Genomic DNA, 15,123 nt, shown 5'->3' with positions numbered 1-15,123 from the left:
CTGCGTTTCCCTATCGGTTCATGTCTGGCGAGTCCGCCAGGTCGATGTCAACCCACTGGCCGTCCAGTTCCGCGGACCTATATGCGGCATCAATGACGTAAGAGGTCATCAGCGCCTCACGGATCAGCGAGTCCTGGCGGTGCGGGTTCTCCACCATGTCCAGGAAGTCGAGGAACATCCGGCGGAACCAACTCTTGTGTGACGGGTCGTCAAACTCCGACTCAAGGGTGGTACGGATGACCTCTCCGTCGACCGTGTACTGCACGTCGTCGTTCTCGACCACGACACTGCCGGACGACCCGGTGACGGAGTAGTAACTGTTGCGGTAGCTCGCCGCCCAGGACACATCCAGCACGATTTCGCCGCCGTCATCGCAGCGGACAGTGAGCATCGCGGTGTCCTCGGTGCTCTGGTACGCGTCCTTGCGCAGATTGCCGGTGATGCAGGAAACGGCTTGCGGGGTGCGGCCGGTCAGGTGCGTCGCCAGGTAGATGCTGTGCGGTCCATGGTCACGCAGGATGCCGCCAGCCGATATGCGCGCGTCCCGGCGCCAATGCGGGTTCCACTCCGGCACCCCGACGGCATGGCCGCTCCGCAATGTGCGAAACCGCGCGCCGAGAACGGTGCCGAAGTCAGGAGACCGGATAATCTTCTCCATCAGCCCGAGGATGGGTGCGAACTTGTAGTTGTGGCATGGATACACGATCGTATCCGCATCGCGTATCTCCTTCAACAGGACTTCGTAGCCCTCTTCCCCGGGGATGAAGACAGGCTTTTCACACAGCACATGCAGCCCGTTTTCCAAGCCCGCCCTCATGTAGGCGGCGTGCGTTTCCGGCGGGGTGCATATATCGATGAATTCCGGGGACTCCGCGACCAGCATGTCCTCGAAACTCCGATATGCCCTCAGTCCGAACTGCCCCTCGGCGCAAGCCCTTCGCTCGGGCGAGGGATCCACTACCGCGTCAACCGACATCTCGTCGAGTTGCCGGTACCCGTTCGCGTGACCCATCGCAATGGTTCCGAACCCTATAATTACTCCACGCATACAGCACCTCTCCCCGTGTAACACAACGAGCACCATGATCCTATCAGCGGGTCGGGCGGCAATTCCTTTGCGCGTCCGGCTTCTTTCATCGGCCGCGAGGGACACCTGTAACGCCGCACATAATGACGTAAATACGATAGGGGCGACCAGGTATGGGATGGGCGAGTTTGGCGAAGCCGTGCGGCGTGTTCGCCGTTGCGAGATCTCGGCGACCGGCGCCCCCGGGACACTGATCGTTGAGCGATTTGGGGCGGGGAAAGCGGCGCTTGCGACGATGTCAGCAACCGGCGGATCACTGGCCTATCTGATGATGCAATGCTGAACTCGCTGTAGATATAGGCCCCTTGTGGCGGGACGGCATCAGGCCAAGCTGCCCTCTCGCCCGCGAAAGCGGGCTGTCGGTGCCGGGACCAAGCGCGAGCTGGCGTTAGCGATGCGCGGCTGGACCATCGCCCCTGGCGTGCGACTGCGCACGCTTGCCGAGGTGACCGGGCTCCTCGGCGCCAGCGGGCAGTCCGCGATCACGGATGTCACTGAGATCAGGGTTCACAGCCCCGCAGCCGGACGAGCCAACCGAGACCGCCCCACCTCAGGCAGAAAGCAAGCAGAACGCCATGGCCCACCGGTGGAGATCGTTCCGACGCCGGCTACGGGTCCTGGGCGTGCAGGCTGGCGGAGCGATGGTGACACTCCGCACCGAAAGTTCCGCAAGAGCGGGGTCGGACGGCTGTCACCCGTCACTCTGAACGCTTCGGCGACTCGATGGGACGGTTCCCGCCGTCATCGCCTTCGTCCCGGCGGGCGGGTGGTGGGACGACTGTCGAGCGTCTCGAAGATGTCCAGCCACTCCACCGGATCGACGAAGGCGACCACCCGGTCGCGCTCCACTCCGGCCCTTGCGAACGCCTCCGCCACCCGATGCGGAGAGTGGCGGCGGGAGAGCGAAGCGTACAGGGTACCTCCGAGCCCGCTGAAACCGAGTTCGACCATGCGATCGTAAGCGCGCATCCGCCGCGGGTCCACCAGCGCCTGCGGTCGGCGGGTCAGGCGCAGGATCCCGGCGTCCACACGGGGCACCGGGCGAAACTGCGTCCGCGCGATGCGCCCGCACAGCTCCCACGAGAACAGTGGCCAGGTCCGCACCGTCAGCAGGCTCCAACGGCCGAAGTCCCCAGTGCGCTTCCTCGCGTATTCCAGTTGGGTGATAAAGGTGGCGTCCTCGAATGACGGCGCGGCAAGACACCAATCGACGACCTGAGCGGTGACCGAAAAGGGAACGTTGCCGATCACCTGAAAAGCCTCGTACGGAGACTCGGCGGCGAGAAAATCACTCTCAACAACGCGAACATTGGGATGCCGGGAGGAAAGCCGACCTTCCAGTTTCCTAGCGAAATGCGGATCGACTTCATAAACGTCGAGTTCCCGGCACCTTACCGCTGCGGCAGCGGTGATGGCGCCCTCGCCACCGCCCACTTCCAGGACGAGACCATCCGGATGCAGATCGGCGACATCCAGGAACTGCTCCACGACCGGCCCGCTGCGCAGGAAGTTCTGCGACAGCGTCCGCCGCCTCACATCCCGCTCGGTGCGGCGATTGCCGGGCACGTTGCGGTCGGGGCCACGTCGTGCGCCTCGGGTCACCTTCATTCACCTCTCGTCGGTGGCTTCGCGGCCGGGTAAGCCCGCTCCGCCCCGTCGAGTCTACCGGATCGAATAACCCGATCCGGTCCACTGCTCGACAGGCCTCAAATCTGGTCGCTAAATCGGGGACCTCTATGCCAGCAGGAGTTATTTAGCAGCGCCGAGCGCGGGTCCCCTGCACGACCCTTTTCGTAATCTCGATTCCTCCGAGGCGGTCACGTGTTCCTGTATGCAAGCACGGAATGCACAGGTGGAGAACAGCCACAGATGTCTGGGCTATAGCCCAACGTTTACTGAGCTTGCACTCGAGTTGTCGTAGCCGCTGGCAGAGCCTGATTCTCGCAGTACGCCGTTATTATACGATACGCGCAGGGCCAGCGGGCTGACAGATGAACGCCGACAGTTCCGCGCGCTGCCCATCCGGCAGCCCTGCCTGCTGCAGTCAAGGTGAGCGCCCCGCCTGGTCGACCGGACCATGTGGGCACCGCAGCCGACGCGTCGAGCACAGGAGCTGCGCCTGGAGCGACTACCGCGACCTGCTGATCGCCACCCTGCCAACTATCTGCGAGTTACCCAACCTACGCGCCCGAGCTCAACCCGGTCGCGTGTGATCGCCGCTGCGACGCGGCTACACCGTCAACGCCGCCTTCACCAACACAAACCACCTCATCCACACCCTCCTCAGGGCCTCCGAAAGTTCAGGGCCAGTGACTGCTTGTCAACTTGGTAAATGTTCAAGGCAATACACTTCCGACGCGATGCAACGTGCCATATGGTCACGACATGATGAGTGAGACTCAGGCTGAACTCGCACGAAGGATCCAAGCACTCACCCCCTGGCACTACGCGTTTGAGCTAGGCGACACCAGGATCGAGTTGGAGCATTCAGAAATGGCGGCTTGGCACAGCCGGCGCCGGTCGACCTTCTTTGATCCACTCGTGGAGATGTGCGGCGGTTCACTGGCCGGCAAGCGCGTCCTGGACCTCGGCTGCAATGGCGGTTATTGGTCGCTTGCGGCCCTTGAGGCGGGCTGCGACATGGTGGTCGGAATCGACGGCCGGAAGTTGCACGTCGACCAGGCGAGCCTCGTCTTCGAGACCAAGGGTGTGGACCCGGGTCGATACCATTTCGCCGTCGATGACGTGCTCGCGATGAACACGGCAGAGTACGGTCAGTTCGACATCGTTCTGTGCCTTGGCCTACTTTATCACGTCAACAAGCCATTCGAACTGTTCGAGAGCATGGCTGCGCTCACTTCTGACATCCTCGTGATCGACACGAACCTGGCTCCCGGGAACGAACCCGCCTTTTCGGTTATCCGAGAGGACGTATCCGAACCAACCAGTGCCTTGTTGGACGACCTCATTTTCTGGCCGACCCGCAGCGCGGTGCTGGAACTCGGCTCCACCTTGTTCACCAACGCCGCTGAACTCGGGGCGCCGATTCCCAGCCCTAGTTGGGTGTTTGATCATCGCCCCGGGGAGCGCCAGGCATTCATTTGCACGAAACAAACCCCTTTGTAATCTGCAATCCGTCACGGGCCATCGACAGGATAGGGCCCCTTCCCGCTCGAATACGCCGTGAGGCAGCCGTCGAGGAGAGCGGGCGGTACTGGATCTCGCGAAGGCGCGAGGTGCGGCCCCGGACCCGGATGCCGGGCGCGTGCCCCCGGCCGGGGGTACGCGAGGTCGGCAGCGTCATCGAGAAGCCGGCCTCGCCCCTCGGGGGTAGATCGCAGGGGTGGACAAGCGCTTCCCCGACGATTGAAGCCCGGCCACTTTTCCCCTTGGGAGGAACCCCCGAGGGGAAAAGGAGGCCGCCGGCACGGCGTACGAACAGATCGCGCAAATCCTCCGAGTGTGTGACGGCCACGCCTCACGCACGTCGCTGACCCTGGTGGTGGTCGCGCGACGAACCCGCGTCGCTCCCTCTCAACTCCCGTCCAGAGCAAATGTACGGGGGCAATCCGCGACTGTGCGCGTGTCTTCGCGCGAGGAATCGCCCGGCCCCTGTCTCCTGGGAGAAGTCTGGGAGATGATCTTTCCCCAGAGGCCCTGCGACACCACCGGAGACCAATCGCCACCAGCGCTCTGCCCTGCATGGATAGCCCGCACCGCAGGCAGGATCTCGATCCGACCTCATTCGGGACAACGAGGTCGCGAGTTCAGGATGCCGAGCGTTGGAGTCGGCTGGTGGCCTCTTGGAGGGTGCCGTCCCTCTTGCAGAAAGTGAAGCGGACCTGGCTGCGGCCGGCGTCGGGATCGTCGTAGAAGACCGAGTTGGGGACGGCGACGACGCCGCAACGTTCAGGAAGGGCGCGACAGAAGGCGTAGGCGTCCTCCTCGCCCAAAGGCGTGATGTCGGTGGTGATGAAATACGTGCCCTGAGGCTGGTAGACCTCGAACCCGGCCGCGCGCAGCCCGTTGCCGAGCAGGTCGCGTTTGCGCCGCAGGTCGGCGTGGAAGCCGTCGAAGTACGAGTCCGGCAGGCGGAGAACGCCGGCGATTGCGTACTGGAACGGACCCGAGCTGACGTAGGTCAGGTACTGCTTAGCTTAGCGGTCCGGACCGCTGAGAGGATCGGGCCGTTCGCCGTGACTCAGCCAACCTTCCATCCGGTGAACGAGAAGGTCTTGCCGGCGGATGAGATGGAGACGGTGCGCTCACGCATGCCGGGAAGGGCCGCGATGGGGCGATGCGTGCCCTCGTAGACAAGGTGCTCGTACGCCTCGTCGGTAACAACGAGCAGGTCGTGCTCGACGGCGAGTGCGGCGATGGCATCCTGCTCTTCGGCGGAGAGGACCATCCCGGCCGGGGTGTGCGTGGTGTTGAGGAGCAGGAGGCGCGTCTGCGCTTCTGAGTTCGTGAAGCAGCCACCAACTGTCCCTGTCCTCGATGGGCCGTATCGCCACGTCACCTCTGAGGGGCGTCGCGGGGCGGCGCGTCACAGCGATGTGCGCGCCGTCGGGACGGGTGCTCAGCATGAAGGTGCCGGAAGGATGTGCCTGACCGGCGTCCGCTGGGCTTCGCAGGCGGAAGCTCTCCACGTGGGGAACTGGGAGGTCGAAGAGGTCGCTCGGAGCGATCGCGTCGACGGTGGGTCCTGTCGGCAGAGGAGGGAGCGAGCGTTCGGAACCGTTGCCCGTCTTCGGTTTGGTGACCTCGGCGAGTACCCGTGCTTCCCAGGACGGTTCCGCCGACGCCCAGTCGTCATGGAGGGCGTCGGCCAGTGCCACAGCCTGTCGCGCGCTCTTCTCGTAGAGGGAGGTCATCTCCTCGATGAGGCCGAAAACCCGGTGGTAGGCGGTGATGACGTCGGGCGGCGGCAGCGGAAACAGCATGCGGCGGAGGGTATCGAGGCTGATGGTGGGCTCGACGTGTGCCGTCACGTCCTCGTCGATCCGGGCCTTCGCCGTGGGCGTCTGCAACCAGATGTGCAGCCACCGCACGATGTGCAGTTCTGCGCGGACGATGCCGATCGACCTGGTCGCTGGCCATCGCGCGTGCTCGGAGGTGACCAACGCGGACTCGCCGACACGCCTGACGAGTACGACGGCCAAGTCACCCTCCCTGAGGGCGCGGGTGGCCGGAGGACCGCCCGGAACGCACTCATTCATGCGGGGTGAGAGGATCCTGCCGTCCCGGACGAACTCCGAGCCGACCACTCCTGGCGCTTGATCGGATGCCTTGTCGTCGACGACGCCGCAGGTCGTGTAGATATCCCTGCGGACTTGCTCGATCGCGATGGAGGTAGTCGGCCAAGCCGCCGGTTCCGAGTCGGTCTGATGGGTGTCGGCTTCCATCAGATCTCCCCCAAGGCATCCAGCAGCCGGAGTTCCAGATCGCGCATCCGGTCGAACGCATCGGCCAGCTCGAGCTTGAGCTGGTCGATCCGGCTTCGTGTGTCTCGTTCGGGGCTGGGAGATTCCACAGCGTACGAGGTTGGCATCAAGCTGTACCCGTGGTCGGCGATCTCCTCGGTGGAGCAGCTTCGGGACCAGCCGGTCTCGTCTTTGTACGGCGCGTCCGCGTCGCCGTTCTCGGAGAGGCCACGCCACGCTGCGAGGGTCTCCAGAATCAGTGCCGCGTTCTTCTCGCCCAGTCTGCGCGCTCTTGAGTTCGGGACCTGCTCGAAGGCTCGCCGCGCGTTGATGAAGAGCACCTGCCGGCGGCGGTCACCGGATGCCCCAGCCTGGACGCGCGCTCTTGTCCTTGTTGAGCACCCACAGGCAGGCGGTGGTCTGGGTGTGACCGAACACGCGGGGCGGCAGGGCGATCACGCACTCGACGAGGTCGTCTCGCAGGAGGCGTTCGCGGAGCCTTCGGGTGGTGGGCTGTCGGGTGTTGGCCACGGTGTCGGCCATCAGGAAGGCGGCGCGTCCGGCCGGAGCCAGTGCGTGCGCGATGTGCTGAATCCATGCGGAGTTGGCGGATCGATCCGCGGGACGGCGGTTCCTCCGGCCACCGAGGGTCGACAGGGACCGGGAGAGCAGGCCGGTGGGCGCTCCGCTCCGCCCTTTCCTCCGGCGCCCAGTCGCGCTGGTTGAAGGGAAGATTGGCCAGGATGATGTTGTGGGGCTCGCGTTCGGGTTCCGCAAGGCTGTCCCCGGGCGGGGAGACGTGGGCGGTGATCCCCCGCACGGTGAAGTTCATGCGGGCCACCTGTGAGGTGTAGGCGTGCTGCTCCTTTCCCTGCAAGGACATGGCCGGGTCCAGCTCGACGCGCTCGCGGACATAGCGGTGACTCTCGACGAGCAGTCCCCCTGAACCGCAGACCGGGTCCAACACTCTGTGCCCGTCGCGGGGAGCGGCCGCGCTGACCATGAGACGCGCCATGTCAACCGGCGTGAAGTAGTGGCTGCCGTCTGCCTGGTCTGCCGAGAGGTCCCGCAGGCACTGGTCGAGTAGGGGCCCGACCCGCTGGGTGGAGCCGATGGCCTGGATGAGAGCGTGCAGTTGTTCATCGGAACCGGGGGGCGGGACGGGCATCAGGCTCCTTGTACCCGCGTCGATGCCCTGTGCGTCGGTCGTGGGGAGCCAGTGGGCCAGACACTTGCTCACGGCAGCGCGGATTCCCGAACCGCCCGCTGCCGACTGACCCAGCAACCAAGACCATGTCGGTACGCCGGTGCCGGGAGCGGCGTGCGCCTTCCGGCTCAGGTACAGCAGCCCGAGGACCAGGCGAGTCGCGTCGTGGGCGTTCATCAGCCGCGAGAGGTGCTTGCGGTGCCGGTGCGCCTTAAGGAGAACCTCGTCGAGCGAGGAGAGATCCTCGGCCTGCACGCGCCCTCGAAGGGCACCTGCATCGCTCATGAGCCCACCACCCCCAGGGCGCCCATGACCACGATAAGGAGCGTCAGGGAGCCGGCGAAGGTGAATGCTCCCGCCTTGAAGGCCGTCGTGGGACGCCCTCCCTCCACGACGATCAAGAAGCTGCCGGCAAGAGCGGCGACAAGCGCCCGCGAGGACCGCGATGATCACATACATCAGCCTCAGATGCATGTGGTTCCTTCCTGAGGTCGGGGGAAATCCCAGCGGACGAGTGAATCCGGTGATCCCCGGCTTCAGGAAGGACAGTAGAAGACGTAGGCCTCGCGCCGATTGGTGCACGCTGTTTGGGATTTCCTAGAGCGCGCGCCCGGGAATCAAGCACTTTCGGCAAGTGCACGTTGTTTGGGGTTCAACAGTGAGTCGGCGAAGGGCGTGTTCGCGCTTCCGCCCCACAATCTGAATAGGTGGGCGAAGAAGCCTTGACCCAGCTACTGCGGCATCTCGGCGGCGGCCAGCGCTGGGCGGCCACGGTCGTGAGGACCCGGGCGACGGCGCCCCGCCCGACGACGTGTTCCGCGACCTCGCCCCTTACACCGGCCCTTACACCGACGAGAACTCCGCTGACCTCGACGCCTGGCTCGCCGAGAGCGCCTCGCCGCTGGCGGACGCGCTGCGCGCCGCCGGGCCCGGCGCGCGGCTGTGGCCCCCCGGCGGCACCACGGAGTTCTGGGCCCGCCGTTTCGCGCACGAGACAGACGTCCCACGAGACAGGCGCCCACCGGGCCGACGCGACTCTGACCGTGGGTGCGGAGTTCCAGGTCGAGGAGGCGGTAACTGCCGACGCGCTCGACGAGTGGATGGAGTTCGACGCGCTTCGACCTGGTGGAGGCCGCGAAGAAGGTCGCCATCGCGACGTTCAACCGCGACCCGAAGTAGCCGCCATGACCGCGCGGGCTGCTTCCCGCAGCTCGCCCCACCCCAGGGCGGCGCACCCCGGCACCGCGTCGGCGCACGCCGCCTGGTCGGCTTCCTCAGCCGCCCGCCGGGCCCGGGCGCGGACATCGTCGGCTGGAGCTCGCTACTTTGCTCCTGGCGCGCGAGCTGCGGACTCCGGAGCTGTGTACTGCAGGTTTGGTTTCCGAGCCGGAGCCTCAGCTGCTGGCCAGGGCGCGGTCGAGGAGGGGGAGCAGGCGGTCCCAGTGAAGCCGCAGTGCGGCGGGGCTGAAGGCGTCGGTGTCGGACATGGTGAAGCCGTGGATGGTGCCGGGGTAGATCTCGGAGGTGTAGTCGACACCTGCGGCGTCCAGGGCCTGGTTGAGCTCGCCGAGGGCCTCGGGCGTGATGGCGGTTTCGGCGTGGCCGAGGTGGACCTGGGCGGTGAGCTTGGCGAGGAGGTCGGGCCCGTCGGCGCCCACGGGGCCGTGGAATCCGGCGACGGCGGCCACCTGGCCGGGGTGGGCCGCGGCGGTGCGCATCACCAGGAGGCCGCCTATGCAGTAGCCGGTCACCGCGACCGGTCCGGGGCTGACCTCGGGCTGGGTAGTGAGGAACCTGAGGTAGGCGTCGGCGTCGCTCCGAACACGTTCGGCGGTGTGCGCCTCGATCAAGGGCATCAGCTGGGCGGTGACCGCGGGCCGGACCTCTTCACCGATGTGCTCGGGAAGTTCGATCAGCGGTGCGGGGCCGTGCCAGTAGAAGAAGTTGGGGACGAGTACGTAGTACCCGTGCCCGGCCAGTTCGCGGGCCATCTCCCGCAGCACGGGCCGGATACCGAAGCCGTCCGCGTACATCAGCACCCCTGGGTGCCGCTCGCCGTGGTCGGGGAAGGCGGCGAAGGCGTCGGCCTGGCCGTCCGTGGTGGGAATCCGCAGGGTCTTGGTGGGCAAGTGCTTCCTTCCTTGGAGTTCACTCGATAAACGTTTATTGCACTAACGTTCTCGGCGCGAGCGACCGTGTATCGTTAGTCGGACTAACGCAATGAGTAGGAATGGCACCATGACCAGAGCCGAAGCCGCGGGCACACCCGACGACGGCGCGCCCAGGACGCCCGACAGGCTGCGTCGACGGGCGAGCCGGCAGTTGTCGCAGCTGACCGCGCGGTCGGACCGGCTGATCAACGAGGGGCTGGCCCAGGTCGACGCCCGCAAGTGGCACTACGCCGTGCTCGCCTCACTGCAGGATTTCGGGCCCGGCAGCCAAGCGACGCTGAGCCGGCGCACCGGCATCTACCGCAGCGACATGGTCGGCGTGCTCAACGAACTGGCCGAGCGTGACCTCGTCGAGCGTGCGCCCGATCCCGACGACCGGCGCCGCAACATCATCACGATCTCCGCCCAGGGCCGCCGTCACCTACACCGCCTCGACAAGGTCCTGGACGACCTCCACGACGAACTGCTCGCGCCGCTGAGTCCGGCCGAACGCGACCAGTTCGCGCAGTTGCTCACCCGCTTGCTGGACCACCACACCCGGACCTCCTGACCCCTGCGCCGCCCCGGCGGGCTCGCCCTGCGGTGCCTTCGCCGCTATCCGCGCATGGCCTCAAGGCCAGCGAGCGTTTCGGCCTCGCTCAACGGGGTGGGCGTCGCCTTCATCAGCTGCGACGAGACAGGGTCCACCACCCCCGATTTCCCCTGATCCATCGCGTATTTCATATAACGGACCGCGTCCAGTACGTTTCCGGCGGCGCTGGGCGAGTCATCAACGGTCAGTTTCAGCTCGATCTCCAGCGGGGTGCCGCCGAATCCGTCGGCGGCGACCTGAATGTAAGCGGTCTTCCGGTCTTCCAGAAAGGGAATGTACTCGGCGCCGACATGCACATTCTCCGCGGGTAGATCCGCCGCCGCCGCCGCGCCGAACAGCCCTTGTGCCTTCGTCGACTTTTTGCTCGCCATGCGGTCGCTGTCCTGCATATTGAGGAAGTCCATGTTCCCGCCACTGTTGAGCTGATAGGTGTGGCGCAGCCGCACACCGTTGCTCCGCAGCACGTCCACCAGCGCCCGGTGCACCAGAGTCGAGCCGAACTGGCTTTTCAGGTCATCCCCCAGCAGCGGCAGCCCCGCCTCCTCAAACCGCTGCCGCCACTCCGCCGAGCGCGCGATGACCGACGGGACGCAGTTGACGAAGGAGCAACCGGCACGGAGCGCGGCGCTCGCGTAGAACTCGCTGGCGCCCTGGCTGCCCACAGGCAGAAAGTTGACCAGGACCTGCGTGTTCGTCGCGACGAGGTGGTCGGTGACGGCGTCCAGCGTGGCCCGCCCGTAGGGGTCGATCCGCTCGGCCAGGCCGTGCCCCACCCCGTCGCCGAGCGCGCCCTCGAAGACGGTCACGCCCAGCCGCGGGACCTCGGTGAACTTACGCGCGTTGTTGGGCGCGACCCAGATCGCCTCGGCGAGGTCCTGGCCGGTCTTCTGGGCGCCCACGTCGAAGGCGGAGGTAAAGCGGATATCCGCGACGGAATATCCCGCACACACCGGATTCAGCAGTCCGGGACGCTCACCCTCAGCCGACCCGTAATACTCCACCCCTTGCACCAGCGAGGAAGCGCAGTTACCGACTCCGACAATGCCCACATTGACCGTTTCCACGGCATCTCCAAGGACTCGCGCGAAATTCCTTGTTGATCATAGAGCCGGTTTCGGGGCAAGTCGATAGACGTAAGGCGGAGTACACCGCCGCCCTGACGAGCCGTCAAGCCGCGAAGTAGCCGGCCTTTATGCCTGCGACGAACGCGGACCAAGCCGACGCGTCGAAGATCAAGGCCGGTCCATGCGGGTCCTTGCTGTCTCGCACGGGCACCGCGTCGGGAACCCCGTCGGCGACCTCGACGCAGAGCCCTCCGTCGTTGTTGCTGTAGCTGCTCTTGCGCCATATCGCGGCGCTCAGATCCGGGGTGGTCAGCATGGCTTCCAGTCCTCCATTGCCGCTGTGATCACCGCCTCAGACTTGGCAGGTGACAGGGCGTGCGCCCTGAGTAGATCGTAGGACTCCCGCAGACCTGCGACAGCATCCGAGGATTCGATGATCGTCCCGCTGCGGCTGCCCTCCAAATAGGCGTTCAACGGCCGACCAGGGACGGTGAAGAGGGTCAGTGAGCCGCCCATCTCCGCATGTTCGCCTGCGTCGAACGGGAGAACCTGAATGGTGATGTTCGCCTGCCCAACGCGTTCAAGTAGCGCCTGCATCTGGTCGTGCATGACTCGTGGCCCGCCCACTGGGCGCTTCAACGCGGCCTCGTCGAGGATGAACCAGCAACGCGGAGGGTTGAGGCCGCTCAACCGCACTTGCCTGCCGACCCGAGCTGTTCGCTTCTCTTCCACCTCGGCGTCTGATGCGTGGGGGTGGCCACAACGTAACGACCGGCCCGCAAGTTCGACCGTCTGCAGCAAGCCTGGAACGGTGACACTTGAGTACGCCTCAATGACCGTTGCTTGACTCTCGATCTCCACCGCTCGGCGGTACTTCCCGGGGAAGGGCTCGCGCTTCGCAAGGGCGTACAGGCGGCTGAAGTGCCCATCAGTGCCGAAACACGCGTCCAGCTTCGGCGCTAAAGGATGTCCCGTAAGTGATCTCCACGTTGGTGTGGACACAGTCGGCTGCCGTGCGAGCTCGTCCCCTACCCGGCGAGGACGAGGTTGTGCAGGCGGGCGATGCCGAGCATGGCATGGTGGACGCCGTCGCCTTTGAGGCGGCAGTCGCGGAGGATCTTCCAGCCCTTCATGCGGGCGAAGGTGTGCTCGACGCGGGCGCGAACTCGCTTGTGCGAGCGGTTGTGTTCCTCTCTCCAGGCCGGGAGGTTCCTTCCCTTCTGGCGCCGGTGCGGGATGACCAGGCCGGTGCCCTGGTAGCCGCCATCCGCGATCGTTATCGTGGTTCCGACTGCGTCCTTGGCGCCGGACTCCGCCCAGCCGCGGGAGTCGTGTCGGTTGCCGGGCAATGGCCGGCCGATCACTACGACCAGGCGTGAGTCAGCGTCGATGACGACCTGGTGGGCTGTGGAGTATCGGTAGTTCTTGGACTGCTCGGCGATCGTGCGGTCGCGGGTGGGGACGAGGGTGCCGTCCACGATGAGCACGGTGTCCTTACGGAACCGCTGACGCGGCTGGAGCGCGAGGAGCGGGCCGAGGTGGTCGATGATCCGGCAGGCCGCCGATTTCGAGACACCGAACAGCGGCGCGAGCTGTCGCATCGTCAAGTTCGTGCGCCAGTACACAACGACCAGCAGAATCCGGTCCTCCAGCGACAGGCTCCACGGCCGGCCGCGATGTCCGTCGGCAACACTCTCGCGGCGCACGGCTGTCACCAACTTGTTGAAGCGGCGCGGGCTCAGCCCGGCAAACGGGGCTATCCAGGACGGTTCCGATGCCGTGATCACGCTAGCCACCGGAAGATCATCCCACCTGTGACCAGGTGCTACAGGAAGCCTTCTAGCGACCCGATGGTCGTTCGACAGCAGGGGTCAACGTCTCAAGTGCCCCCTCGGCCAGGGGCCGCAGGCAGAAGCTCCTCGTTCCCGCGCCGACGGCCACTCGGTAGATCACTCGCGTACCCTCAACCGCACTTGAGGTCCTACGTTCTTCGCATGACCTGCACGGTGTGCGGGCTCCACACTGAAGTACCTGGAGGGGACATTCCATGACGACCCAGCAGCTCTCCGACGCCGAACTCGCCAGCCAGCCCGCCGCGTACTGGACCGGTGTCGCCTACGAGGCGCTCATCGCGTACATCCGGGCCCGGCAGGCCGAAAAGGGCTACACCCAGCCCCAGTTCTGGCTGCTGCGCAACCTGTCGAAGAACGACATCTCGCCCGACGGAGAGGGGATGACCCTGCCCGAGCTGCGCCAGGCCATGACCTCCTACATCCGGCCCGAGGACGATCTGGCGGCGGAGGCCGAAGTGCTCCTGGAGCGCAGCTGGCTGACCCGGGACGCCGAGAACCGGCTGTGGCTCACCGCAGAGGGAGAACAGGCCCGCGTCGACATGGCCAGTATCGCGCCCGCGATCGGAGCCGTCCTCCACGAGGGCATCGACGACGCGGACTACGTCACCACGGTGAAGGTGCTCCAGCGGCTGATCCGCAACGCGGGCGGGACGGCCGCCTGACAGGCCGCGAGCCCGGGGCAAAGCGCCCCGGGCGTGACCACATCTCAAACACGTCTTGGGGCCGAATGCGCAAACCGATCTTTGCGGGACAGCCCTTAAAGCGTGTTGCATAAGGCCGTGAACTGGGCATCTCTGGTGTATGGCAGGGGTGTTGAGGGCCGAGCGAGTGTGGGTGGAGACGTTCGCCGGGCTGCAGGTGACGCAGTTTGCGCGACTGCTGAAGGCGGTGCGGGAGCGGGGCGGCAACGGCACCCTGCGGGGCCGTCCGTGGAGTCTGCCGCTGGCCGAGCGGGTACTGATCGTTGCGGTGTACTACCGCACGAACCTGACCATGCGGCAGCTGGGCCCGCTGTTCGGCGTCTCCTCCGCGACCGTGTGCCGGGTGATCCAACGGCTTGGGCCACTCCTCGCACTCGAGCCGGTCGCCCGCCCGGCGGATGCCGCCGACCGGTTGTGGATCGTGGACGGCACCCTGATCCCGGTCCGTGACCGGCACGTTGGCTCCTCCAGCCGCAACTACCGGTTCTCGGCGAACGTGCAGGTCATCGTGGACGCCGACACCCGCCTGGTGATCGCGGCAGCCCGCCCGGTGCCGGGCACCACCGCGGACGCCCACGCCTGGCGAGCCTCCGGCCTGGCCGAGCACTGCCAGGGGATAACCGTCCTGGGCGACGGCGCCTACCTGCACTGCGGAATGGTCCTCCCGCACCGCAAACGCCCCCGGCGAGTCCTGCTGCCGGGCGAGGAGGACGACAACGCGGCCCACCGCACAGTCCGCACGCGGGTGGAGCACGTGATCGGCCGGATGAAAAACTACAAGATCCTGCGCGACTGCCGGCAACGGGGCGAGGGCCTGCACCACGCCGTCCAAGCCGTCGCCCACATGCACAACCTCGCCCTCACATCATGACCAGAAGGCTGCCCTCATAAGCCCTGACCTGCCCAAACACCGCCTTATGCAACACGCTTTAGATCCAATGCCGTTGTTTTACGGGCCTGCGGCTTGGGGTCTTGTGATGAGGATGGCTTGCGTGCCCGTGCGGGTCGGATGCGGCCAGAGACGG

13 protein-coding genes and 2 pseudogenes are annotated in these 15,123 nt (G+C 65.9%); 4 read left to right on the top strand and 11 right to left on the bottom strand.

Annotation, left to right across the window (positions count from 1 at the left end; translation table 11 throughout):
- Positions 1-10: 10 nt before the first annotated feature.
- Both AC5P1B_RS24155 and erm read right to left on the bottom strand, forming a co-directional pair.
- Positions 11-1,048: a Gfo/Idh/MocA family protein gene (locus AC5P1B_RS24155; RefSeq protein ID WP_493889606.1), complete on the bottom strand. Its 1,038-nt coding sequence runs from the start codon at positions 1,046-1,048 to the stop codon at positions 11-13.
- 780 nt (positions 1,049-1,828) lie between these two features.
- Positions 1,829-2,695 (bottom strand): ErmE/ErmH/ErmO/ErmR family 23S rRNA (adenine(2058)-N(6))-methyltransferase, encoded by an 867-nt coding sequence (gene erm / locus AC5P1B_RS24150; protein ID WP_493889605.1) that lies wholly within the window; start codon positions 2,693-2,695, stop codon positions 1,829-1,831.
- Positions 2,696-3,454: 759 nt separating this feature from the next.
- On the opposite strand from erm, the gene AC5P1B_RS24145 reads away from it, so the two are divergent.
- Entirely contained in the window at positions 3,455-4,213 is a 759-nt protein-coding gene (locus AC5P1B_RS24145) for a class I SAM-dependent methyltransferase (RefSeq protein ID WP_493889604.1), read from the top strand.
- 641 nt (positions 4,214-4,854) lie between these two features.
- Here AC5P1B_RS24145 and AC5P1B_RS24140 read toward each other — a convergent pair.
- The 5 genes and pseudogenes from AC5P1B_RS24140 to AC5P1B_RS24120 all read right to left on the bottom strand — a co-directional run.
- Positions 4,855-5,540, bottom strand: a pseudogene (locus AC5P1B_RS24140) (aminotransferase class I/II-fold pyridoxal phosphate-dependent enzyme); the annotation flags it as partial.
- Positions 5,541-6,491: 951 nt separating this feature from the next.
- Positions 6,492-6,851: an N-6 DNA methylase gene (locus tag AC5P1B_RS24135; RefSeq protein WP_493889603.1), complete on the bottom strand. Its 360-nt coding sequence runs from the start codon at positions 6,849-6,851 to the stop codon at positions 6,492-6,494.
- A 13-nt stretch (positions 6,852-6,864) separates the two neighbouring features.
- Complete coding sequence (locus AC5P1B_RS24130) at positions 6,865-7,287, bottom strand: N-6 DNA methylase (RefSeq protein ID WP_493889602.1); 423 nt, start codon at positions 7,285-7,287, stop codon at positions 6,865-6,867.
- Positions 7,241-7,678 (bottom strand): annotated as a pseudogene (locus tag AC5P1B_RS24125) (N-6 DNA methylase); the annotation flags it as partial. The gene AC5P1B_RS24130 and the pseudogene AC5P1B_RS24125, both read right to left, overlap by 47 nt.
- A 1,433-nt stretch (positions 7,679-9,111) precedes the next feature.
- Positions 9,112-9,846: a dienelactone hydrolase family protein gene (locus AC5P1B_RS24120; RefSeq protein ID WP_493889600.1), complete on the bottom strand. Its 735-nt coding sequence runs from the start codon at positions 9,844-9,846 to the stop codon at positions 9,112-9,114.
- 109 nt (positions 9,847-9,955) lie between these two features.
- Between AC5P1B_RS24120 and AC5P1B_RS24115 the strand changes: the two genes are divergently transcribed.
- Positions 9,956-10,438, top strand: coding sequence for a MarR family winged helix-turn-helix transcriptional regulator (locus AC5P1B_RS24115; protein WP_493889599.1), 483 nt, complete (start codon positions 9,956-9,958; stop codon positions 10,436-10,438).
- Between the two features lie 44 nt (positions 10,439-10,482).
- Here AC5P1B_RS24115 and AC5P1B_RS24110 read toward each other — a convergent pair whose 3' ends face one another.
- The 4 genes from AC5P1B_RS24110 to AC5P1B_RS24095 all read right to left on the bottom strand — a co-directional run bounded on the left by AC5P1B_RS24110 (position 10,483) and on the right by AC5P1B_RS24095 (position 13,340).
- Positions 10,483-11,544 (bottom strand): inositol-3-phosphate synthase, encoded by a 1,062-nt coding sequence (locus AC5P1B_RS24110; protein ID WP_493889598.1) that lies wholly within the window; start codon positions 11,542-11,544, stop codon positions 10,483-10,485.
- 103 nt (positions 11,545-11,647) lie between these two features.
- Entirely contained in the window at positions 11,648-11,860 is a 213-nt protein-coding gene (locus AC5P1B_RS24105) for a DUF397 domain-containing protein (RefSeq protein WP_493889597.1), read from the bottom strand.
- Positions 11,854-12,405 carry a DUF5753 domain-containing protein gene (locus tag AC5P1B_RS24100; protein WP_493889596.1) on the bottom strand — a complete coding sequence of 184 codons (552 nt, stop codon included), beginning with the start codon at positions 12,403-12,405 and terminating at the stop codon, positions 11,854-11,856. Before AC5P1B_RS24100 ends, AC5P1B_RS24105 begins: the two co-directional genes overlap by 7 nt.
- A gap of 167 nt (positions 12,406-12,572) precedes the next feature.
- Positions 12,573-13,340, bottom strand: a complete 768-nt coding sequence (locus AC5P1B_RS24095) for a transposase (protein WP_493889594.1) — start codon at positions 13,338-13,340, stop codon at positions 12,573-12,575.
- A gap of 251 nt (positions 13,341-13,591) precedes the next feature.
- Here AC5P1B_RS24095 and AC5P1B_RS24090 point away from each other — a divergent pair, with 251 nt between their 5' ends.
- Positions 13,592-14,059, top strand: coding sequence for a MarR family transcriptional regulator (locus tag AC5P1B_RS24090; protein ID WP_493889592.1), 468 nt, complete (start codon positions 13,592-13,594; stop codon positions 14,057-14,059).
- A gap of 139 nt (positions 14,060-14,198) precedes the next feature.
- Positions 14,199-14,969 (top strand): transposase family protein, encoded by a 771-nt coding sequence (locus AC5P1B_RS24085; protein ID WP_493889591.1) that lies wholly within the window; start codon positions 14,199-14,201, stop codon positions 14,967-14,969.
- The last annotated feature ends 154 nt before the right edge of the window (positions 14,970-15,123 follow it).

This window comes from Streptomyces sp. A01, from assembly GCF_059026195.1.
Note: the sequence above shows the minus strand (reverse complement) of the source record. Positions and strands in the feature narration are given on the sequence as shown.